We start from the raw sequence: 22,698 nt of genomic DNA, 5'->3' as shown, positions 1-22,698 counted from the left end.
GCCATGCGATTGATCATTGCGGAAAAACCTAGCCTGGCGCGCGCCATCGCCGATGCCTTGCCCGGGGCTGCACAGAAACATGACGGCTACCTGTCCGTCGGCGACACCGAGGTCACCTGGTGTCTCGGGCATCTGCTGGAACAGGCGCCCCCGGATGCCTATGATCCAGCGCTCAAGCCATGGCGACGGGACCACCTGCCCATCGTGCCGAGTCAGTGGAAACTGGTACCGCGGCCCAAGGCGCGAGGTCAGCTGGCCGTCATCCGCGCCAGAATCAAGCGTGCCAGCCAGCTTGTGCACGCCGGCGACCCGGACCGAGAAGGTCAGCTGCTGGTCCAGGAGGTCATCGAGCATCTGGGCTGGAAAGGCGACGTAGCACGCCTGCTGATCAATGACCTCAACCGTCCGGCGGTCGTCAGGGCATTGTCACGTATCGGCGACAATCGTCACTACCATGCTCTCTATCGCGCGGCCCAGACCAGGGCGCGTGCCGATTGGCTCTATGGCATCAATCTGACCCGAGCCTGGACCCTGATAGGGCGACAGGCGGGTCACGATGGTGTGCTGTCGGTAGGCCGTGTACAGACACCGGTACTCGGGCTGGTGGTGCGCCGCGACGAGGAAATTCGCCAGTTCGTCCCCTATCCGTTCCACGTGCTGTGGGCAGAGGTGCGCGTCGCCGCAGGGACCTTCAAGGCCTGGTGGGTACCGTCCGAACAGCATCGGCTGGATGAACGCGGCCGGCTGCTCGATGAGGCCCCGGCCCAGGCCCTGGCCGCGCGCTTGCCAGGCAGCCAGGGTGTCGTGACCAAGGTCGAATCCCGTCACCGGCGCCAGCCTCCCCCGCTGCCATACTCGCTGTCAGCACTGCAGGTCGATGCCGCCCGTCGTCATGGTTTGTCGGCCAAGGCGGTGCTGGATATCTGCCAGCGCCTCTACGAACGTCACCAGCTCATCACCTATCCACGCTCCGACTGCCGCTACCTGCCCCGAGAGCACTTGAAGAGCTTGCCCGGGCAGCTGGCCAGCGCCTGTCGAGATGATGCGACGCTGGGACGCTGGCTGGCCAACGCCGACATGCAGCTGCGCTCGCGCGCCTTCGATGACAGCAAGGTCGGCGCCCACCATGCTCTGGCCCCGACCGGCAAACCCTTCAGCGCAGAGCGGCTGTCCGCCCAGGAAGCCGACGTCTATCGGCTGATCGCCCGCAACGTCCTGGCACAATTCTACCCGGCCCTCGAGACCCAGGAGATCAAGGCAGAATGCCAACTCCTGGATGAGCGCTTTGCGGCGTCGGGGCAGACACTGCTGGTACCTGGCTGGAAGCCGTTGTTCACTACCCGTGACGAGGCGCCTCCGCTGCCCGCCCTGCACCAGGGAGAAACCTGCCAGGCCATCAATGCCGAGGTGGAACAGCGCGAGACACGTGCGCCAGAACCCTTCACCGACGCCAGCTTGATCAAGGCCATGATGAACATCGCCCGCTACGTGGAAGACGCCGAGGTCAAGCGCACCCTGCGAGACACCGATGGGCTGGGCACCGAAGCAACTCGCGCCGGCATCATCGAGACACTGATCGAGCGGGGCTACCTGGTGCGCAAGGCCAAGACTCTGCGAGCGACCCGCCTGGGCGTCGGCCTGATTCACTCCTTGCCGGATGCGGTCAGCAGGCCTGAACGGACGGCGCTGTGGGAGCAGCGCCTGGAGGATATCGCTGAAGCCCGAGCGGAGCCCGATCCCTTCGTGTCTCAGCTGGTGGTCGACCTCACTGCGCTGGTGGCCAGCGCCGATAGCCAGCGGTTACAGTCCGCCCTGCGCTCCGCTCAGGGTGAAGTCGCCGCCGCCACGCCCGCGAAGCGGGCTGGCACTCGCCGGCGCCGGAGCCAGCCCAGGGCCAAAAAAGGAACCAGCGCACGAGACGCCTCCAGCACCACCTCTGACGGCGGCGCCAACCGCAAGTCCAGCAGCGGCCGGGGGCGCCGCTCGCCACGCAAGGGGAACACCTGATGAGCACGCTGATCGTGGGACCGGGCGCCATTGGCCGCCTGCTGGCATGTCGCCTTAGCGCTGCAGGGCAGTCCGTGCGGCTGCTCGGCCGACGTCCGCTCCCCCGGCAACAATCACTGACGGACCCCAACGGCCAGCACCAGCGACTGCTACTCACTGTCAGCACGGATCCCGGCGAGGCCTGCCAAGGCGTCGAGCGGGTCATGCTGACCACCAAGTCATACGCTACCCAGGACGCCTTTGCCGCCGTCGCCGGACATCTTGCCCCGCAGACGCCGGTGATCCTGTGGCAAAACGGCCTGCGCGTTCAGCGCCCCATCACCGAGGCCTGGACCGGGCCGGTGCTATGCGCCTCCACTACCGAAGGCGCCTATCTCGAGGACGACCACGGGGTGGTACATGCCGGTCACGGGCAAACCGTGATCGGTCATCTGGACGGCACCGCTAACCCAAGCGACACTGAGCTTGCCGAGGCATTGGCCGCTCAACTCCGCCACGCCGGACTGGATGCCCGGGCCGTCGCAGACATCTCGGTCAGGCTGTGGCACAAGCTGGCCGTCAATGCCGCCATCAATCCCCTGGTGGCACGCCACCGGGTCCGTAACGGCGAGTTGGCACAAGCCCCCTATCGCGATGAGGTGAACACCATCATCGATGAAATCCGCCTGATCCTGGCGGCCCTGGAGATCCCCCCTCCCGCAACAGCGCTGGACGGGTCGTACCCGCTGCAGCACGGACACAGCGCCTGGCACGCCAGGGTCTGGCAGGTCATTGCGCAAACCGCCGCCAATCGCGCCTCAATGCTTCAGGACATCGAGGCGGGTCGCCCCACCGAGCACGATGCCATCCTCGGCCCGCTGCTCGACGCCGCGAGCGACGCGAACCTTCCCTGCCCTCAGCTGACGGCGTATTGGCACTTCCTGAATGCTTGAATCAGGCAAGCCTGGAGTAGCATCCACGGGCAGCGATTGCTATTTTTAGCTCCAACGCCAGCCTGGGTGCAGGCCAGGACAGCACTCGGCCCCGCGACGTTTGTTGCGGCAGAACGCGTTAGCCAGACCACCGATGACTGATACGCGGCAAGGCAAGGTCAAAAGGCAAGGTAGATCAGACAGGACAGCCGCGACGATAGTCGTAGATACTACGGTCGCTACTGTCTATAGTGAATGGCTATCCATGCTCAGCAAGGCTCTGCCGATGATGACAGTCCGGCGATAAAGACTGTCCGGCGACAGAGACTGTCAGGTGATAGTAGCTGTCTGGCGATAGTAGCTGTCCGGTGACGGCTTGAGATTCGTCACAGTCGCCACGCGCTACCTCCTTGGCGGTACGTCGTAGAAATCGGCGCTTGTTGAGAGCGACGCTTGTTGAGAGCGGCGCTTGTGAAGAGCGACAGTCGTCAAGCAGCAGAGATTCCGGCCCCGCCGAGCACGGCAGCGTGCACGGGGCCTGTAACAACGAGGCACGACCCGCCCCAGGAAGGGTCGCCATTAGCGGAGAGGCTCCGCCAGGACAACCATCATGACAGCTCCACGCTTCTTGATGTCACCCATGCGCATCGCCCACAGCGACTCGCCATCACGCTCACCGCTCGCGCGGAGAAGCTCGATCACCCTGTTCCTGCTGGTCAGCCTGATGACGCTGGCGGCCCAAGGGGTCTGCGCCAACGAAAACACCACCACGTCCACCCTGGCTGACAACGACGCGGGCCAGGGGGCGACACCGGCCTTTTCTGGCATGGGTCAAGAAATCGTCAGACTCGACAGCGGCGTGCTGGTACAGGGTGACAAGGTACATACACCTGACGGCTATACCTCTGGATTCCGCCTGACAGCCGGTATGGCTCCAGAAGATGTGTCCGGCTGGGACCTGGGCGCCGAGTTGCGTTATCGACATAGCGACGATGTCCCCATGACCGCCAGCGACAGTCAACACGTGCAGGACGTTACCAGCCTGGGTGGCAGCCTGGTGGCCGGCTACCGGATCGGACAGTTCGGGGTCTACGGCAAGACCGGTATGGCACAATGGATCAGCGATCCAGTTACCGGGCGTAACACCTTCGACTCCACCAGCGGCTCTACCCGGGTGCAGGGATTTGGTGCCCGCTGGATGACTTCCAGCTGGATCGGGCAGGTCGAGTTCGAGGAAGTGGATGACCGCGAGCTGGAGCACCTGAACATGATCACCGCCTCCTTTCACTTGCCCTTCTAACCCCACCCCGGGGTCCATCGGAAGGTCCTCTGCTGCACTCGTCAGCACTTTGCCAGCACGCTCCCAGTGCTCTCCCAGCGCTCTCCCAGCACTTCGCCCACTCGCGGACGCCCCCCAGGCAGCTGAAGACCTGCTTGCCCTGAATAGGCCACCCATCTCTGAGTCGATATCGACTCACAGAGGCTTGACGCGGCAGCCACGAGTCACCTTCTGCCGTAAGACACACCACGCAATAGACTTTATGTCATTGTTTCATAAACCTTATTCTCGAAATGGCCCATGATTCGCTAGATGCTGTGGCATAACACAACATCACAAGGAAATGCTGCCATGACGTCTTCGTCGCGCCCTGTCGATATCGATGCCCAGCGGTTGTGGGACAGCCTGATGCAAATGGCCAAGATCGGCCCGTCACCCAACGGCGGCAACCGGCGACTTGCCATGACTGAGGAAGACGCAGCAGGCCGGCGTCTGCTGCTGGATTGGATTGAAGCCATCGGCTGTAGCTGGAGCCGGGACAAGGCAGGCAACCTGTTTATCCGACGCAGTGGCCGCGAGGACGACCTGCCGGCAGTGTCCATGGGCAGCCACCTGGATACACAGCCCCTGGGAGGTCGATTCGACGGCATTCTCGGCGTGCTTGGCGGCCTGGAAGTACTGCGCAGCTTGCATGAGCGCGACATCGTCACCCGGCGTCCACTGCAACTGATCGTATGGACCAACGAGGAAGGCAGCCGCTTCGCTCCTGCCATGGGCGGTAGTGGCGTATGGTCCGGCCGCCTGGACGCCGCCACCTTCTTCAACGCCAAGGACAGCCAGGGCATCACCCTGGCCGACGCCATCGAGGCCTGCGGCGAGGCCGGCGATCAAGCCTTGGGCGAACCCGACCTTGACGCCTACTTCGAGCTGCATATCGAGCAAGGACCGGTACTTGAGGAACAAGGCCATGCCGTGGGTATCGTCACCGGCGTGCAAGGTATTCGCTGGTACGACATCCGTCTGACGGGACAGTCGGCTCACGCTGGCCCCACCCCGATGAGCTACCGGCACGACCCGCTGCTGGCTGCCACTCGGTTGATACAGCGCATGCGCGAGGAGGTCATGGCCGACTCCGAAGGTGCCGCGCGCTTGACGGTGGGGGACTTCAAGGTCATCGAGCCTTCCCGCAACGTGGTGCCCGGTGAGGTGGAGCTGACGATCGACCTTCGTCATGTCAGCGATAGCGAGCTTGACGCCTTGGACGCTGCGCTTGAGCGCATCGCCCACGAGTCCGCCGAGGCCGAGGGCGTGACGCTGAGCTTCGAGCGGCGCTGGCATTCCCCGGTCACGCCCTTTGACCCGGTGCTGATCGACGCCTTGCGCGATGCCGTCGAGGCCCGCCAACTCGATGCTCCCTGCATGATGAGTGGCGCAGGCCACGATGCGGTGCACCTGTCCCATGTCACCCCGACGGTCATGATCTTCGTGCCCTGCCGCGACGGCATCAGCCACAACGAGGCAGAGTACGCGGAGCCGGAGCACTGTGCACTGGGTACCCAGCTGCTGTGCGATGCCGTCATCGCCAGGGCCGAGCGTGAGGATAGCTGAGCAATCGAGTCTAATTCGACTCGAATGAGTTGATATAGACTCAAACGAGCTCTAGCGAGGTGGGCAGAGATGCGCTGTCCCCTCGCTCACAACGCCAACCACCGCTATGACGATGCACGCCATGATCTTCATGGCGGCGGGCCTCCCCGTCACGCTCGTTCACCGTGTCGATCGTCATAGCCACAGTCCTCACAGCAATCTTCACAGCCACAGTCTTCACAACAATGGTCTTTACAACGATGGTCCCTACAACGACAACCCAACAGGGAGTCTGGCTCCCATGAGCAGTGTCTCGATGCATGATCAGATTCGCACGCTCATCAACGAACGGCGTGATGACTACATCTCACTACTGAGCGAATGGGTTCAGGAGGCGACGCTTCCCGGCCACGAGCAGCACTATCAGCAGCGCATTGCTGAGCGCTACCAAGCGCTGGGGCTGGATACCGACCTGTGGGAAATCGATATCGACACCCTCGCTGACAACCCCTACTTCCATTGCCAGAGAGATAGCCTGGCCGGTAGCCCCAATGTCGTGGGCACCTGGAAAGGCGCTGGCGGTGGCCGCTCGCTAATCCTCAATGGCCACGTCGACGTAGTGCCGGAGGGTGATCATGACCAGTGGCAGGATCACCCCTTCTCTGGCCATGTCAGCGACGGCTGCCTGTTCGGTCGCGGCGTCACCGACATGAAAGGCGGTAACCTGTCTGCCTTGATAGCGGTGGAAACCCTGATGGCACTGGGCATCCGCCTGAAGGGCGACGTCATTGTGCAAAGCGTGGTCGAGGAAGAGGCTGGCGGCGCTGGTACCCTGGCGGCTCTGGAGCGAGGCTACACCGCGGATGCGGCGCTGATCCCCGAGCCCAGCGAGCAGAAGTTGTTTCCGCGCCAGCAAGGGTCGCGCTGGTTCAGGCTGACGGTGTCCGGGGTCAAGGCGCATGGCGGTACCCGCTATGAGGGCGTCAGCGCGCTGGAGAAAAGCGTTCCCGTGATTCAGGCGATCCAGGCCCTGGAGGCACGCCGCAACGCCGAGCTGGATGACCCTCTCTACGCCGGTGTACCGATTCCTCTGCCGATCAATCTCGGCCGCATCGCCGGTGGAGATTGGCCGTCCAGCGTGCCGGACGATATCACCATGGAAGGCCGTATCGGTGTCGGCCCCGGTGAGACCGTGGCGGCTGCCGAACAGTCCCTGCGGGACGCCATGGCAGCCTTGGCAGAGGTCGACGACTGGTTCATCGACCACCCGATAGACGTCACCTTCTACGGTGCCTGCTGGCAGCCAGGGGGCATCGATATGGACAACCCCTTGGTGACACAGCTCGCCGATGCCTTCGAGCGGGTCCACGGCCGCCAGCCGGCGGTGCAGGCCTCGCCCTGGGGAACCGATGGCGGGTTGCTGTCCCAGTACGGCATTCCGGCGCTGGTATTCGGCCCAGGCATCACGCGACTGGCCCACCATCCCGATGAGCACATTCGCTTGGACGATGTCTTTACCGTGGCCGAAATCATGGCGCTGACCTTGATGGACTGGTGTGAACTGGCCGACACCTGATCCGCTGACCCGATGACAGGACGGGCTAGGCGTGCGCGCTATACCCGCCCCACAACAAGAGGCTTTTCGATGGATTTCCACCCCCACGTGCTGTTTCTGTTTGCCAACGCCTTCCTCACGACGGCACTTTCCGTCGCGATTGTCGGCGTCATTCTGGTCAGGGAGTATCGCCCGACCATTCGCCGGCTCAAGCAAGGCGCTCAACCCGACAGCGCGCCTCAATCTGGGCAGCCCACCCCTCAGCAAACCAGGAGCCCGTCACCACAGCCCGAGACTTCCCGGGGCTGACCCATTTGCCAACCCAAGGGAAGTGCTGAAGACATCGGTCCAGCGCCACGAGACGCCAAGCGCCCACAGCGCAGCGAATTGGCGGCGCAGTGAATTGGCAGCGCGGCGAATTGGCGGCGCAGGCATTTGCTGCCGCATTTCCCTGACACAACCACAACCTGTAACAAGAGAGACCTGCCATGACTCTGGCAATCTTCGCTACCGTACTCACCGCCTACGTGGCGGTGGCGGCACTGCTCGCCCGTCGTATCAAGAACAAGGACGACTTCTATGTGATGGGCGAGCAGGGTTCGACGCTGCTGATCGTCGGCACCCTGGCTGCGACCTTCCTGAGTGCGGTGACCCTGATGGGCATCGCCGGCATTTCCTACAGCGAGGGGCCCCTGGTGATCGCGGCGCTAGGCTCCTTCGGTGCCTGGGTCGGCACCCTGATCGCGGTGGTCTTCATCGGGCGCAAGCTCAAGGCGCTCAACTGCCGCACCATGATGGACTTCTTCGACTATCGCTTTAACAACAAATGGGTCAGCGTGGTGGCGTTGATCCTGATGGTCGTGGGCCTGCTCGGCTATGGCATCATCCAGCTGATTGGTGCGGGCCTGGTACTGGCCGAGATCATCGACATCCCGTTCCCGGTGATCATCGTCGCCTTCACCCTGGCCCTGCTGGCTTTCTGCTCGCTGTCCGGCATGTATGGCGTCGTCTACACCGACACCATGATGTTCTTCACCATGCTGGCCATAGCCTTCGTCATTGCCCCGCTACTGATCGGCGATGCGGGCTTTGATGCCATGAAGGGCCTTGGCGAAACGCTGCCCGGCTTCTGGACCATCGGTGGCGCCAATGAGCGTCCGCTGGGCTGGTCCATCTCGCAGTTCCTGGTGTGGATCCTGTTCTTCGCCTGTACCCCTGCACTGGTCTCCCGCGTGTTTCCGGCCAAGAACGACTTCGTGATCCTTAAGGTCGCGGTGATCGGGGTGTTCTTTGCCCCCGCCATGCAGCTGCTGGTGTTTCTTGCCGCCGCCGCCATGCAAGTCATCCAGCCGGGTATCGAGCCGACTGACCGGGCCATGATTGTCGGCTTCATGGAACACACCAATCCGACCCTGGCGGGCATCGGCCTGGCGGGTCTGATGGCCTCCATCATGTCCACGGCGTCCACCCTGTTCGTGCTGACAGGCTTTGCCTTGGCGCGAGACCTTTACGAAAAGCTGTTTGACCGCCAGGTCAGCGAGCGCAAGGGGGTCGTCCTGGGTCGCATCTCCCAGGCGGTGGTGGCACTGATCGTCTGCGCGGTGGCGATCTCGCGCCCCGCCGGCATCTACTGGATCTCCATCTATGCCGGTGCCATCTTCGCCGTGGCCTGGCTGCCGACCATCGTGGCTGCGCTCCACTGGCGCCGGATGAGCGCCAACGCCGCGCTGGCCTGCATGCTGGTGGGCTCGATCACCTTCATTGTGGTGGGCGAACTGGAACGTCATGGTCTGCTGGCACTGCCGCTGCACATCGACAACCTGCAGGTCGCCATTCTGCTCGGCACCCTGGCGCTGATTGCCGTGGGACTCAAGAGCCAGCCCTCGGACTATGAGTTGAAGGTGTTCGACGACATCCGCGCCCGGCGGCTGTCCGACACCACCATCCGCGACATCCTGGCCCGCCCGAACGGCGCCAAGGCACTTATCCGCGAATACCGCCAGGTGTGGTTCATCATGGTGCTGTTCGTGGTCATCGCCGGCGCGCTGTGGGGCTACCTGTTCAGCCAGCTTGGGCTTTAACAGCAGGTCGAGGGGCTGCTGAGCCCCTCTCCCATCTTTACTAACGCTCGCTCCGGGCACACCATGACCCACCTCGTCACTGTCCGGAGCCTCGATGAACCACGGCACCCTCATGCCCGATCAACTGCTGGCCATCCTCAATGCACTCGAGGATGGCATTTTCATTACCGACCTCGAGGGACGCGTGCTGTGGGTCAACCAGGCCAGCCTGTCCCAGCTCGAGACCACCGAAGCACGGCTGTATGCCAGCGACGTCTACACTCTGGAGCAGGAAGGCGTGTTTTCTCCGTCGGTCACCCGCTTCGTGATCGATGAACGCAGGCCCGTCAGTGTCGTGCACCGCTATCGCGGCAAGGACTATCTGGTGAACGGCAGCCTGTTCTGCCTGAACTCAGGCTCTCCCGCCGAGCCCGATGCCGTGCTGGTACAGACACGCAATCTGGACCGTGACGTGCTGGCCTCCCGCTCCCCGGACACCACGCAAGCATTACTTGACCATGTCATGCACCAGCTCAAGCGCATTCGCCAAGAGCAGGTCGCCAGCGAGACCAGTCCGGCCTCACCCAGCCGCAGTCCGCGCTATCGCCAGTGCCTCGAACGCCTGGACCGAGCCGCCGCCAGCGATACCACCGTGCTGGTCACGGGGGAAACCGGGGTCGGCAAGAGCTGGCTGGTCAATCGCCTGCACCAGTACAGCCCGCGCTCCGACAAACCGCTGATTCACGTCAACTGTGCCGCCATCCCCGAAGCGCTGCTGGAGGCCGAACTGTTCGGCCACCGCAGTGGCGCCTTTACCGGCGCCCATCGTGATGGTCGCGTCGGCTATGTCGCCCTGGCAGAAGGCGGCACGCTGTTTCTCGACGAGATCGGTGAGCTGCCGCTGCCGCTGCAACCCAAGCTGCTGCAACTGCTGCAGGAACGTCAGTACCACCCGTTGGGGGGCAAGGTGCAGAAGGCCAACGTGCGTATCGTGGCTGCCACCAATGCTGACCTGGCGACCCGGGTCCAGGACGGAAGCTTTCGCCCTGACCTGTTCTATCGCCTCAATATCGTGCCCATCGAGGTGCCGCCACTGCGCGAGCGCCCCGAGGACATACCCCGCCTTGCCACGCAGCTGCTGAAGGACATTGCACAACGCCACAAGCGTCACCTGAGCCTTGAACGCGCCGCCTTGAGAGCGCTGAGCCGCTATCACTGGCCGGGTAACGTGCGCGAACTGGAGAACCTGCTGGAGCGCATGAGCGTCTTCTGCGAAGGCAGCACCATCGGCGTGGCCGATCTGGCCCTGGACCTACCCGAACTGGAGCCGAGTACCGCCGCTGATGCCACGACCTCCCACGGCACGCTGCTGGCAACGCTTGAAGACAGTGACCCACGGCCACTGCCTGAGCGCCTGGCGGCATTGGAGCGGGCGGCCATCGATCAGGCCCTCGAACAGCATGGCAGCACGCGCAAGGCCGCCGAGGCACTGGGAGTCAGCCAATCCTGGTTGATGCGCCGCCTCAGGAAGGGGTGAAGATCTCAGTTGAGCGCATATCCCTGTGGGCTGGCATACCTTGCACCTCACACTATCTGCCCGGCCATATGGCCGGGCAGAGGGTGTGGGCATCGCTAACAGCGCGCTACATGCTCGTCGTCAGCCGGTGTTACGCAGCCCGGCGGCGATACCTGCCATGGTGACCATCAGGGCACGGGACAGATCCGCGCTGATGGCACCGTCCGCGTCACGGTTACGCTGCAGCAGTTCGGCCTGCAAGCCGTGCAGCGGATCGATGTACGGATTGCGCACTTCGATGGCCTGACGAATCAACGGCGTCTTCTCCAGCAATTCCTGCTGGTCGAGGATCTTCAGCAGCTCTTCATGGAGCTTGCGGAAACGCTCCCGCAGCCGCTGACCCAGCGCCTCGAGACTGGGTTCGTCGACCAGTCGATGCTCGTAGTAGGCCGCCAGCTCCACGTCGGCCTTGGCCAGCAGCATCTCCAGCATATCCAGGTAGGTACCGAAGAAGGGCCACTGCTCACGCATCTCTTGCAGGACATCCAGGCCACCTGGTTCGGCCAGGCGCGTGGCGAAGGCCTCGCCGGTGCCCAGCCAGGCGGGCAGCATCAGGCGAATCTGGGTCCAGGCGAAGATCCAGGGAATGGCGCGCAGGGTCTCGACGCCACCATCCTGGCGCCGCTTGGTCGGACGCGAGCCCAGGGGCAGGCGACCCAGCGCACCTTCCGGGGTGACCGCGCGGAAGTACGGCACGAAGTCCGGATCCTTGCGCACCACGCCGACATAAGCACCGTGGGCGATCTCGGCCAGCCGGTCCATCTCGTCACGCCAGGCGGGCTTGGGCTTGGGCGGCGGCAGCAGCGAGGCCTCGAGCACCGCGCAGGCATAGATTTCCATGGAACGCAGGGCAATGTCCGGCTGGCCAAACTTGAAGCGAATCATCTCGCCCTGCTCGGTCACCCTGAGGCTGCCGTTGACCGACCCCGGCGGCTGCGAAAGGATCGCCGCGTGGGAAGGACCACCGCCGCGACCCACGGTACCACCGCGACCGTGGAACAGGGTGAGATCGACCGCGTGCCGCTGACACACGTCGACCAGCGCTTCCTGGGCGCGATACTGCGCCCAGGCCGCTGCCAGTTGCCCGGCATCCTTGGCCGAGTCGGAATAACCGATCATCACCTCCTGACTGTCACCTGCAAACTGGCGATAGCCAGGCAACGCCAGCAGCCGGTCGATCACATCGCCCGCACGGTTCAGGTCATCGAGGGTCTCGAACAGCGGTGCGATGGGCATGCCCACGCGGCCGCCGACTTCTTTCATCAGCAGTGCCACCGTCAACACGTCCGAGGGCTGGCCTGCCATGGAGATGATATAGGTGCCCAGTGCCTCGCCGTGCTCGGCGGCCACCACCTGGAAGGTGTCCAGGGTCTCGCGGGTCTCCGCCGAACATTCCCAGCGACGCGGAATCAGCGGCCGCGCGGATTCAAGCTCCGCCAGCAGGAAGGCCTGGCGCTGCTCCTCGCTCCAGTCGCGATAGTTGCCAAGCCCCAGGTCGTGGGTCAGCTCTTCCATCACCTGGGCGTGACGTCCGGCTTCCTGGCGCAGATCCAGCTTGGTCAGGGTGACGCCAAATACCGCCACCCGGCGCAGGGTATCCAGCAGCACGCCGTTGGCGATGGTGTCCAGGCCGACGTCACACAGCGAGCGATAGCAGGCCAGCAGCGGCGCATACAGCTGATCACGGGTCTCGATGATCGGCCCACCGTCGTAGCTCTTGCCGTCCAGCTCTGCCTTGGCCCAGTCGCGGGTCGCCTCGACCTTCGTCACCAGGCGCTTGAGCAGCTCCCGATAGGGCTCAGCGACATTGCCGACCTCGGCACGCAGGGCACTGTTGGTGCTCCACATGGACAGCTCGATCTTGAGCTGTTCGAGATCACGCAGATAGAGATCCGCCGCCATCCAGCGCCCCAGCAGCAGCACTTCCCGGGTGACCCGGGCGGTGACATTGGGGTTGCCGTCGCGATCGCCGCCCATCCACGAAGCGAAGCGCAGCGGCGCGGCGTCCAGCGGCAGGCGCTCACCGGCGCTCTCGAGCAACAGGTTGTCGAGGTCTCGATGGAAATCCGGCACCGCCTGCCACAGGGAATTCTCGATCACCGCGAAGCCCCATTTGGCCTCATCCACCGGGGTCGGCCGATCATGGCGAATCTCATCGGTGTGCCAGGCCTGGCTGATCAACTCTTCGAGCCGCCCCTTGGCCCGTGCCGCGCGCTCGGGGTATTCACCAGAGGATTCGATCGCGGTCAGGCAGTCATCGATCGCGTCGTACTTCTGGATCAACGTGCGCCGGATGACCTCCGTCGGATGCGCCGTCAGCACCAGCTCGACGCGCATGTTGGCCAGCGTCTCGACCAGCTTGCGCGGGGTATGACCCTCCTGGCGCGCCCGCTCGAGCAGTTCGCCCAGTACCGGCTGCATCCCTGGCTTGTAGTCCTCGACCCGACGAAAGCGCGCGCGGTAGTGCTGCTCGGCGATGTTGGCCAGATTGAGGAACTGATTGAAGGCGCGGGTGACCGGCAACAGGTCCTTCTCCGGCAGGCGACGCAGATACTCGATAAGTTCCTGCTGGCCGGCCTCCTCTCCCTGGCGTCCCCGCTTGGCCAGTCCGCGAATCGTTTCAATGCGCGAGACAAACCCCGGGCCGAGGTCATCGGCAATCGTGCGTCCCAGGCTGTCACCAAGAATGCGGACGTTGTCACGCAGGGATTCGTGCAGGTCGTGGCTCATGGGGTCTCCTTGTCTATTGTGTCCAGCGGGACCCCTGACGCCGGCCCCACTACGTTGTGGTGGTAAGGTGCCCGTGGATCAGTCGGCGCCAGCCAAGCCCTGGTGTGGCGGCGAGGCCTGCTCGCGTTCTGGCTGCTTGCGTTCTGGCTGCTCGCGCTCCAGCCGCTTCGCCTCCTGCCAGCGCTCTTCCATCTGTTCGAGGGAGGCACGCTCCAGCGCCGTGCCCTGCTCCACCAGTGCCCTTTCCATATAACGAAAGCGCCGTTCGAAGCGTCCGTTGGTGCCCCTGAGGCAGGCCTCCGGGTCGACGCCAAGCCGGCGTGCCAGGTTGACCGTGGCAAACAGCAGATCCCCCACCTCACTGGCCGCGTGGTCGTGATCGCCGGCCTCCAGGGCCTCGCGCACCTCGGCCAGTTCTTCCTCCAGCTTGTCCATCACTCCAGCCGCATCGGGCCAGTCGAAGCCGGCCCGCGCCGCGCGCTTGGACAACTTGGACGCGCGGCTGAGGGCAGGCAGTGTGCGCGGCACATCATCCAGCGCCGATACATGACGGGCCTCGCCCTCGGCACGGCTCTCCCGCTCGGCCGCCTTCAGCGACTCCCAGCGCGACTTCACCTGACGCGTCTCGACCTCGGCCGCGGACTCACCCTGCCGGCGAGACTCCAGGGTGCCGTCCACAAACACATGTGGGTGGCGCTTGAGCATCTTGTCGGTCAGCACATGCACCACATCATGGAAATCGAAACGCCCTTCCTCGCGGCCGAACTGACTGTAGTAGACCACTTGAAACAGCAGATCCCCCAACTCACCAGGAAGCTCGTCAAACGCCCGGCGCTCGATGGCGTCAGCCACCTCGTAGGCTTCCTCCAGGGTGTGGGGCACGATGGAGTCCCAGTGCTGCTTGACGTCCCACGGGCAGCCCTGTTGAGGGTCCCGCAGCACGCGCATCAGCGTGAGCAGATCGTCGATGTCGTAGCGTCGACTCATCCTCGCGACCTCCCCTGGGCGCGCTTGCGCTTGACCTCGATGATGTTGGGCAACTGCTGGATCCGCGAGAACAGTCGCTCCAGCGTCTCCAGACCATCGACCTCGGCGGTGATCGACAGTCTAGCGATGCCATCGTCGGTATCGGTGCGCGTATTCACCGACAGCACGTTGACCTTGTCCTGGCCCAGCACGGCAGTGACATCCCGCAGCAGGCCGGACCGGTCCCAGGCAAGGATCTCGATGTCGACCGGATACTGGTTGCTCGCCCGCGACCCCCACTCGACTTCAATGACCCGCTGGGGCTCGTCGACCCTCAGTTGCAGGATATTGGGACAGTCCTGACGATGAATCGACACCCCACGCCCCTGGGTAATAAAGCCGACAATCGGCTCCCCGGGCATCGGATGGCAGCAATTGGCCATGTTGGTCTTGAGATTGCCCACCCCCAGCACCGTGATGTCACCATCCGGGGTCTTGGCGGGACGCTGACGCTGCTTGGCCAGCAGTCGGTCCAGGTGTTCCTGCTCGTCGCTGTCGCCGAACAGCTGCTGGGCCTGATGCAGCACCTGACCGATGCGCAGATCCCCGGCGCCAAGCGCAGCATACATGTCATCTGCGTTGGCGTAGTTGACCTTCTTCGCCAGGGTGTCCAGATCCATGTCGTGCACATCGAGACGTTTCATCTCACGCTCGAACAGTGCCTTGCCTTCCTCGACGTTCTGGTCTCTGGCCTGGTGCTTGAACCAGGACTGAATCTTGGCCCTGGCCCTGGAAGTGCGCACGAAGCCCAGATTCGGATTGAGCCAGTCACGGCTTGGCGCGCTCTTGTTGGCGGTAAGGATCTCCACCTGCTGGCCAGTCTTGAGCTTGTACGTCAGCGGCACAATGCGTCCGTTGACCTTGGCACCGCGACAGCGATGCCCGACCTCGGTATGCACCCGGTAGGCAAAGTCGATGGGGGTGGCGACCCGTGGCAAGTCGATGACATGACCATCCGGGGTGAACACATAGATGCGATCCGGAGCTACATCGCTGGTCAGGCCCTCTCGCAGATCGCCGAACTCGCCGACCTCCTCGTGCCATTCCAGCACCTGGCGCAGCCAGGCGATCTTCTCTTCGTAGCTGTCGCTGCGGGCGTTGGTGTCGTGGCCCTTGTAGCGCCAGTGGGCACACACGCCCAGCTCCGCTTCTTCGTGCATGGCGAAGGTGCGAATCTGGATCTCGAGCACCTTGTTTTCCGGACCGATGACCGCCGTATGAAGCGACTGGTAGCCGTTCTTCTTGGGATTGGCGATGTAGTCGTCGAACTCGTCCGGCACCGTGTGCCAGCGGGAATGGACAATACCGAGCATGGTGTAGCAGTCCTGGACGCTCGGCACCAGAATGCGGACCGCGCGAACGTCATGGACCTGGGAGAAGTCGATCCGCTTGCGCTTCATCTTGCGCCAGATCGAAAAGATATGTTTTGCCCGCCCATCCACCTGGAAATCACGGATACCCTGCGCCGACATCAACGTCTTGAGGGTGTCCACCACTTCCTGAATATACCGATCACGGTCCAGGCGCTTCTCGGCCAACTGCCGCGCCACGGTCTTGTAGTCGTCCTCATGCAGGTAGCGGAACGACAGGTCCTCGAGCTCCCACTTGAGGTGACCGATGCCCAGACGATGCGCCAGCGGTGCATAGATATCGAAGACTTCTCGAGCGACCCGGACCTGCTTCTCCCGCGGCGCGTCCCGAACCTGACGAAGGGCGCAGGTACGCTCGGCAATCTTGATCAATGCCACGCGAACGTCATCGATCATGTTGACCAGCATCTTGCGCAGATTATCCTGCTGATCCTGCTGCTGCAGCCCCGGTGTGCTGGTCTGGGTGTTGCTGATGGCAGCCATCTGCAGCACGCCTTGAATCAAGCGGGCAACCTCATCACCGAAGCGCTTGGCCACCTGCTCGGGCTGGATCAGCTTCTCACGCACGGCACGATAGAGCACCGCCGCCTCGATGGCGGTCTGGTCCAGCCGCAGCTCACCCAGAATATCCGCCATCTCGAGCCCCATGCGGAAGCTTGAGCCATCCTTCAGCCAGGACTTGTGGGGGCGCTCCGACGTCTGCTCCAGCGACTCCGCCAAGCGGCAGGCCTCAGCAAGCTCACTGGCGTCAGCGAGTTTGACATCCTCCTGCAGCCGCGCCACCCACTGGTCGATATCGACCCGACCCTCCGCATTCAGCGGCTGGTCTTCCCGCACTTTAACCATCTCTCCTGACTCCTTGGCGTGGCGACGACGTTGGACGCTCGAGCAACACCATCGACTCCAGGTGCGAGGTGTGCACGAACATGTCTGCCATGGCCACTCGTCGCAGACGATAGCCTCCCTGCAACAAATGTGCCGTATCGCGAGAAAGGGTGGAGGGATCGCAAGCAATATACAAGACCCTGGGCACCGTACTTTTGGCCAGTGCCCGACATAATGCCTCGGCGCCATCACGGGGCGGGTCAAGCACCACCACGCCGATGGACGGGTCTTGCAACAGCCTCTCCACCTGGGTCTGGTCATGCAGATTGGCCTGGTCGGCCGCCACATCAACGCCAACGCGCTGGGCATTGTCGCGCAAGCGCTCGACCATCTGCGCAGCGCCCTCCCAGGCCGCGGCCTGATACCCGGCCGCCGCCAGGGGAAGGCTGAAATTGCCGATGCCCGCGAACAGGTCCAACAGGGGCTCGTCTGGCGTCCCAGGCGCGCCAAGCCACGCCAGGGCGGTCGCCACCATCAGTCGATTGACCTCGTCATTGGCCTGCAGAAAATCGCCGGGCGCAATCCCCAGCGCCATGCTGCCATGGGCGGATGGCACCTGCACGGTGAGCGCGGCGCGGGGCTCGATCACCCAGGCAAAGGCCGGCGACTGCCGGCCGGACAGCAGCGCCAGGGCCACCCCGTGGTGCTCTGCCCATTGCTGCCAGAGGTCGAGATCTTGCGCATGCTCGCGCAGCTGGCGGACCACCAAGGTCACCTGATCGTCACTGGCGAGAAGTTCCACGTGTCCCACCAGCCGCGGTGATGCCAGGGCCGACAGCTGCTGGTGCAACGCTGGCAGCAGTGCCGCCAGCTCTGGCACCAACACGGTGCACGAGGTCACCGACACCAGGCGGTGACTGCGCCTGGCACGAAAGCCCATGTGGACGACGCCTTCGGCATCGACCCTGACGCCAAGACGCGCGCGACGCCGATACCCCTCGGTATCGGTCGCCAGCACCTCGATACTGTCGATCTCTGCCTGGATCCCCTGGCGAGCCAGCAGATCGGACAACACCGCGGCCTTGTGCCGGCGCTGACCGCTGCGGGACAGGTGCTGCAGATCACAGCCGCCACAGCGGTCATTGTAGGGGCACGGTGGCGTAACCCGGTCCGGCGAGGGGTCGATCAGCTGGCGTACATGCGCCTCATCAAAACGCTTGCGCGTCAGGTGAACCGCCACCTCGACGCGCTCGCCAGGCAGGGCAGCGTCGATGAAGACCGTCTTGCCGTCCGCGCCGCGGGCAATTCCTCTGCCATCATGGGCCAGGCCGTGAACGTCGACCAGGCCCTCTTGCGCCAGCTCCTGGTGTACCATTCCCTTGGCAGCTTGCGACGGAGCCGCTTGACGCTCCCTGGCCTGCTGGCCGGACAGTCCAGAGCCACCAGAGGCACGACGCGGCGGACGGCGTTTTCCCAATCCCACGTCAAGCCTCCGGAGCCAACAGGCCGGTGGACAGGTAGCGATCACCCCGGTCGCAGACGATAAACACGATCACGGCGTTCTCGACCTGCTCTGCCACCCGCAGGGCGCCCGCCAGGGCGCCACCGGAAGACACTCCGGCAAGAATGCCCTCCTCGCGGGCCAGGCGGCGCATGTGAACCTCGGCCTCCTGCTGGCCAATATCGAGCACCCGATCCACCCGTTCTGGCTCGAAAATCTTCGGCAGATACGCCGCTGGCCAACGACGGATACCGGCGATGCTGGCACCGTCCTCCGGCTGCAGGCCGATGATCTGGATATCGTCGCGCTGCTCCTTGAGATAGCGAGAAACGCCCATGATGGTCCCGGTGGTCCCCATGGAACTGACGAAGTGCGTGATCTGACCATCGGTCTGCTGCCACAGCTCTGGTCCCGTGGTGCGGTAGTGACCGAGCGGATTGTCGGGATTGGCAAACTGGTCCAGTGCCTTGCCCTCGCCCTTAGCGACCATGGTGTCGGCCAGGTCTCGGGCCGCCTCCATGCCACCTTCCTTGCTGACCTCGATCAGCTCCGCACCGTAGGCTGCCATCGCCTGCTTACGCTCACTCGACGCACTCTCCGGCATGATCAGAACCATGCGATAGCCCTTCATCGCGGCCACCATCGCCAAGGCGATACCCGTGTTGCCGGAGGTCGCCTCGATCAGGGTGTCTCCCGGGGCAATATCGCCGCGCCGCTCGGCTTCGTCGAACATCGACAGCGCCGGCCGATCCTTGACCGACCCCGCCGGGTTGTTGCCTTCCAGCTTGGCCAGCAACACATTGTTGCGACCTGCGGTGATTCGCTTGAGCCGAACCAGCGGCGTATGACCGACCAGCTGTTCGAGATAGGGGAAATCCATCACGCTTTCCTTGTAACGTCGTCTGCGGCCATTATATCGACGCCCCTCGCGACTGGACAGGCGTGCTCACTTGGGGTGACATGGAACGTGCGCCGTGACGGGTTCCCGCCCCGGCACGCCTGTAACTCGGCAAGGACTGTGCCATGAGCGTGAAGACAAGGTTGATGCTGGCCCTGGTGGGGCTGCCGCTGGTGCTGCTCAGCCTGGCCGTCGGCCTGACCGTGCAGCAACAGCATGACCTGCGTCAATCGGCCCTGGAACAGAACCTGGTCACCGCCACCCAGCTGGTCGCGCCGACGCTCGGCTCGGCGCTGTCGCTGGGGGATACGCCGGGGGTGCAGGCCGCGGCCAACCGGTTGATGGATATCACCAGCATTCGCGCACTGCGCCTGATCCATCGCGACCAGAGCGTAATTGAGCTTGGACGCCTGCGAGGGGCCGCTCTGGACGCCACCCCAGGGGGCCAGGCCCAACTGACCAGACACTACCGCCAATGGGTGATGACGGTGCCGGTCCCGGGCGTCACCGCCGCCTACCTGATCCTCGACGTCGACGCATCACTCCTGCTGCTGGCCACCTACAGCCACCTGGCCAGAGCCGCGGTGGCGCTGCTGGTCAGTGGGCTGCTGCTGTTTCTGGTCGCGCTGACCCTGAGCCGACGCCTGACCCGGCCCATGGACGACATTTCCCACCTGCTGGATCAGCTGGCCGCAGGCCGCCAGCCTAGCCATCTTGCCCTGGACCAGCCTCGGGAGCTGGCGGCGCTGGGCAGTCGTGTCAACGCCTTGATCGACCACCAGGCCCAGGCGCGAGACGACCTTCAACAGCAGATTGAGCACGCCACTGCAGAATTGCAGGAGTCGATGGAAACCATCGAGGTGCAGAACATCGAGCTGGATCTCGCCCACCGACAGGCGGTGGAGGCCAACCGCGTGAAATCGGAATTCCTGGCCAACATGAGCCATGAGATTCGCACCCCCCTGAACGGCATCATCGGCTTCTGCCGCTTGATTGGTCGCTCCTCTCTCGACACCCGCCAACGGGAGTGGCTCGATCAGGTACAGCGCGCCTGCGACAACCTGCTGTCTCTGGTCAACGATGTGCTGGACTTCTCCAAGCTGGAAGCGGGCAAGCTGATTCTGGAAAACGTGCCGGTGGACATTCAGTCGCTGGTCGACGAAGTGCTGGGGCTGCAGGCCCCGCTGGCTCAGCAAAAAGGCCTGCAGCTGCTGAGCCTGGTCTACGATGACGTGCCAGAGGAGTTCATTGGTGATCCCCTGCGCATCCGCCAGATCGTCACCAACCTGGTCAACAACGCCATCAAGTTCACCGAGCGCGGCGATATCATCGTCAGGGTCATGGTCGAAGACACCCAGCATGAGCCCATGAAGCTTCGGATCAGCGTCAGTGACACCGGTATCGGACTCAGTGACAGCCAACAACGACGTCTGTTTCAGGCTTTCCGTCAGGCCGCTGCGAGCCATACCCGCCAGTACGGCGGGACGGGTCTGGGGCTTGCCATTTCGCGCCAGCTGGTGGAACAGATGGGCGGCATCATCGGCGTCGACAGCAGTCCTGGACGGGGCTCGACCTTTCACTTCACCCTGCCCTTGGCCGGCATCACGGGAGGCAGCCGCACGCCAGAGCTGTCCCTTGACCAGATGCCGATCTTTGTCGAGGAACCCCACGGCGCCACCCGCCGCGCCCTGCTGCACCTGCTCAACCAATGGGAAGGCCGCGTCGTGGAGAGCCCACAGCAGGCGCGCCTGGCGCTCGAGGCGATACCTGTCGAGGAGCTGGAAGGCCCAGAGCTCGTCCAACTGCGTGAGCGACTGAATGGCCGCAGCTGCCCCACCCTGCTGTTGATCAACGCGGGCCTGCCGGACATCCCGGCGCTGGAGCTACCGCAGCATGTGCGAGTGCTGTCAAAGCCCCTCGCACGCCAGGCGCTGGCCAACGCGCTGGAACCGATCATCGCCCTGACCAAGACACCTTCGGTGACGGCACTGCCTGCACCGGAGGCCGCCCTGCCACCGCCGGCCAACGAGCAGGCACTGACAGTCGACCACGCTGCCGGCACCGCTGGACCGGCGAACGCGCCACGGGACCGTCAGACAGAGATCGACAGCGACGCAGCAACACCACAGCCCGGCGGCGCTGTCGCTAGTGACGATCACGCAACCAGCGAGACGGCACAGCTACTGGTGGTGGACGACAGCGAAACCAACCGACTGCTGCTGCGCGAGCTGGTGGAAAGCCCGCGGCGACGGGTTACCCTGGCCAGCAGCGGCGAAGAGGCTCTGGCGCTCGCCCAACAGCAACTCTATGACCTGGTACTGATGGATATTCGCATGGGCGGCATGGATGGCGTGGAGACAGCCCGTGCGATCCGGCAACTCAGTGCCGAGTGGGCCGAACGACCGATTATCGCGGTGACCGCCCACGTACTCGAGAGCCAGCGGAGGGAATTGCTGGCCAATGGCATGAATGACGTACTGATCAAGCCGCTGGATACGACCCGACTCGATGAGCTGCTGACACTCAGACTGGGGAGTGGACTGGAGGAAGAGACACCGCAAGCGCCCCCCACTGCACCCACCCGCGAAGAAGACCTTCCGGACATCGATATCGCGCTGGGAGCGCGACTGGCGGGGGGACGCGAGCCCCTGGCGCGTCAACTGCTGGCGACCCTGGCGGCCTCCCTCGAGCAGACCCGCCAGGAAATTCAGGCGGCACTGGAGGACGAGAACGAGGAAGCCCTGCTCGACGCCATCCATGCGCTGAACGGTGCCTGCCGATACTGCGGCGTACCGCGCATGGCGTTGCTGGTCGAGACCCTCGAAACGCGCCTGCGCTCCCGCGGTATCGACGACGTCCGCCCCCTGCTACCCAGCCTGCAACACGCCATGGAACAGGTCGAACGCTGGCAGGCAGCCTCCGGCGAAGTGCCCCTGGAAGCCCCAGGGAACCGCGAGTCACACCGCTAGTCTGGCCGCCTGGAGAGATCGCCGCCCTCGATCACGACGAAGGCGACCACCACATCGCTTTCATCGCTCAAGGACAGATGGCAGCGCGACATGCCGGCCTCCCCCGCAAGGCGCAGGGCTTCTCCCGACAGCGCAATATGGGGGCGCCCAAGAGCATCGTTGACGACCTCGATCTCGGTCCAGCGCATGCCCTGGCGCAGACCCGTGCCCAGCGCCTTGACCCATGCCTCCTTGGCCGCAAAACGCTTGGCCAGGTAGGCGCTGGGGCGCGGGGCATGGGGGTAGCGCAACAGTTCCTTGGGCCCCAGGATACGCTGGGCAAAGCGCGGCCCATGGCGGACCACGGCGGCCTCGAAGCGCTCAATCCGCGCGATATCGGTACCGATTCCGAGAATCACCAGCCG

15 protein-coding genes are annotated in these 22,698 nt (G+C 64.0%); 9 read left to right on the top strand and 6 right to left on the bottom strand.

Annotation, left to right across the window (positions count from 1 at the left end; genetic code table 11):
• The first annotated feature begins 3 nt into the window (after positions 1-3).
• The 8 genes from KUV41_RS15470 to KUV41_RS15435 all read left to right on the top strand — a co-directional run bounded on the left by KUV41_RS15470 (position 4) and on the right by KUV41_RS15435 (position 10,936).
• A complete protein-coding gene (locus KUV41_RS15470; RefSeq protein WP_222486677.1) occupies positions 4-2,007 on the top strand; it encodes a DNA topoisomerase III in 2,004 nt (667 codons plus the stop codon).
• Positions 2,007-2,939 (top strand): ketopantoate reductase family protein, encoded by a 933-nt coding sequence (locus KUV41_RS15465; RefSeq protein WP_222486676.1) that lies wholly within the window; start codon positions 2,007-2,009, stop codon positions 2,937-2,939. Before KUV41_RS15470 ends, KUV41_RS15465 begins: the two co-directional genes overlap by 1 nt.
• A 589-nt stretch (positions 2,940-3,528) precedes the next feature.
• On the top strand, positions 3,529-4,218 hold the full coding sequence (locus tag KUV41_RS15460) for a hypothetical protein (protein WP_222486675.1): 690 nt from the start codon (positions 3,529-3,531) through the stop codon (positions 4,216-4,218).
• A gap of 330 nt (positions 4,219-4,548) precedes the next feature.
• Positions 4,549-5,805 carry a M20 family metallo-hydrolase gene (locus KUV41_RS15455; RefSeq protein ID WP_206937704.1) on the top strand — a complete coding sequence of 419 codons (1,257 nt, stop codon included), beginning with the start codon at positions 4,549-4,551 and terminating at the stop codon, positions 5,803-5,805.
• 280 nt (positions 5,806-6,085) lie between these two features.
• Positions 6,086-7,360, top strand: a complete 1,275-nt coding sequence (locus tag KUV41_RS15450) for a peptidase (protein WP_222485465.1) — start codon at positions 6,086-6,088, stop codon at positions 7,358-7,360.
• Positions 7,361-7,429: 69 nt separating this feature from the next.
• Entirely contained in the window at positions 7,430-7,648 is a 219-nt protein-coding gene (locus KUV41_RS15445; protein ID WP_222485467.1) for a hypothetical protein, read from the top strand.
• A gap of 179 nt (positions 7,649-7,827) precedes the next feature.
• Entirely contained in the window at positions 7,828-9,420 is a 1,593-nt protein-coding gene (locus KUV41_RS15440) for a sodium:solute symporter family protein (protein WP_206937694.1), read from the top strand.
• A gap of 94 nt (positions 9,421-9,514) precedes the next feature.
• Positions 9,515-10,936 (top strand): sigma-54 interaction domain-containing protein, encoded by a 1,422-nt coding sequence (locus KUV41_RS15435; protein ID WP_222486674.1) that lies wholly within the window; start codon positions 9,515-9,517, stop codon positions 10,934-10,936.
• 120 nt (positions 10,937-11,056) lie between these two features.
• Here the strand turns inward: KUV41_RS15435 and ppc are convergent, their stop codons facing one another.
• From ppc to cysM, 5 genes are all read right to left on the bottom strand, one after another.
• Positions 11,057-13,705, bottom strand: a complete 2,649-nt coding sequence (gene ppc / locus KUV41_RS15430; protein ID WP_222485469.1) for a phosphoenolpyruvate carboxylase — start codon at positions 13,703-13,705, stop codon at positions 11,057-11,059.
• A 78-nt stretch (positions 13,706-13,783) separates the two neighbouring features.
• Positions 13,784-14,692 (bottom strand): nucleoside triphosphate pyrophosphohydrolase, encoded by a 909-nt coding sequence (mazG, locus tag KUV41_RS15425; RefSeq protein WP_206937661.1) that lies wholly within the window; start codon positions 14,690-14,692, stop codon positions 13,784-13,786.
• Complete coding sequence (gene relA / locus KUV41_RS15420; RefSeq protein ID WP_222486673.1) at positions 14,689-16,947, bottom strand: GTP diphosphokinase; 2,259 nt, start codon at positions 16,945-16,947, stop codon at positions 14,689-14,691. Before relA ends, mazG begins: the two co-directional genes overlap by 4 nt.
• Positions 16,940-18,409 (bottom strand): 23S rRNA (uracil(1939)-C(5))-methyltransferase RlmD, encoded by a 1,470-nt coding sequence (rlmD, locus tag KUV41_RS15415; protein WP_222486672.1) that lies wholly within the window; start codon positions 18,407-18,409, stop codon positions 16,940-16,942. The genes relA and rlmD overlap by 8 nt, the downstream gene beginning before the upstream one ends.
• Before the next feature lies 1 nt (position 18,410).
• Positions 18,411-19,307: a cysteine synthase CysM gene (gene cysM, locus KUV41_RS15410; protein WP_206937626.1), complete on the bottom strand. Its 897-nt coding sequence runs from the start codon at positions 19,305-19,307 to the stop codon at positions 18,411-18,413.
• 143 nt (positions 19,308-19,450) lie between these two features.
• Between cysM and KUV41_RS15405 the strand changes: the two genes are divergently transcribed.
• Positions 19,451-22,294: an ATP-binding protein gene (locus KUV41_RS15405; protein ID WP_222486671.1), complete on the top strand. Its 2,844-nt coding sequence runs from the start codon at positions 19,451-19,453 to the stop codon at positions 22,292-22,294.
• On the opposite strand, the gene KUV41_RS15400 is transcribed toward KUV41_RS15405, so the two are convergent.
• Positions 22,291-22,692 (bottom strand): holo-ACP synthase, encoded by a 402-nt coding sequence (locus KUV41_RS15400; RefSeq protein WP_222163053.1) that lies wholly within the window; start codon positions 22,690-22,692, stop codon positions 22,291-22,293. The two genes, KUV41_RS15405 and KUV41_RS15400, sit on opposite strands and share 4 nt — an antisense overlap.
• Positions 22,693-22,698 lie beyond the last annotated feature (6 nt).

Source organism: Halomonas sp. DP8Y7-1 (assembly GCF_019801685.1).
Classification (GTDB): Bacteria; Pseudomonadota; Gammaproteobacteria; order Pseudomonadales; family Halomonadaceae; genus Halomonas; species Halomonas litopenaei_A.
Note: the sequence above shows the minus strand (reverse complement) of the source record. Positions and strands in the feature narration are given on the sequence as shown.

Coding starts and splice junctions, on each gene's coding strand:
- KUV41_RS15470 (WP_222486677.1), top strand. CDS start 4: ATGCGATTGATCATTGCGGAAAAACCTAGCCTGGCGCGCGCCATCGCC.
- KUV41_RS15465 (WP_222486676.1), top strand. CDS start 2,007: ATGAGCACGCTGATCGTGGGACCGGGCGCCATTGGCCGCCTGCTGGCA.
- KUV41_RS15460 (WP_222486675.1), top strand. CDS start 3,529: ATGACAGCTCCACGCTTCTTGATGTCACCCATGCGCATCGCCCACAGC.
- KUV41_RS15455 (WP_206937704.1), top strand. CDS start 4,549: ATGACGTCTTCGTCGCGCCCTGTCGATATCGATGCCCAGCGGTTGTGG.
- KUV41_RS15450 (WP_222485465.1), top strand. CDS start 6,086: ATGAGCAGTGTCTCGATGCATGATCAGATTCGCACGCTCATCAACGAA.
- KUV41_RS15445 (WP_222485467.1), top strand. CDS start 7,430: ATGGATTTCCACCCCCACGTGCTGTTTCTGTTTGCCAACGCCTTCCTC.
- KUV41_RS15440 (WP_206937694.1), top strand. CDS start 7,828: ATGACTCTGGCAATCTTCGCTACCGTACTCACCGCCTACGTGGCGGTG.
- KUV41_RS15435 (WP_222486674.1), top strand. CDS start 9,515: ATGAACCACGGCACCCTCATGCCCGATCAACTGCTGGCCATCCTCAAT.
- ppc (WP_222485469.1), bottom strand. CDS start 13,705: ATGAGCCACGACCTGCACGAATCCCTGCGTGACAACGTCCGCATTCTT.
- mazG (WP_206937661.1), bottom strand. CDS start 14,692: ATGAGTCGACGCTACGACATCGACGATCTGCTCACGCTGATGCGCGTG.
- relA (WP_222486673.1), bottom strand. CDS start 16,947: ATGGTTAAAGTGCGGGAAGACCAGCCGCTGAATGCGGAGGGTCGGGTC.
- cysM (WP_206937626.1), bottom strand. CDS start 19,307: ATGGATTTCCCCTATCTCGAACAGCTGGTCGGTCATACGCCGCTGGTT.
- KUV41_RS15405 (WP_222486671.1), top strand. CDS start 19,451: ATGAGCGTGAAGACAAGGTTGATGCTGGCCCTGGTGGGGCTGCCGCTG.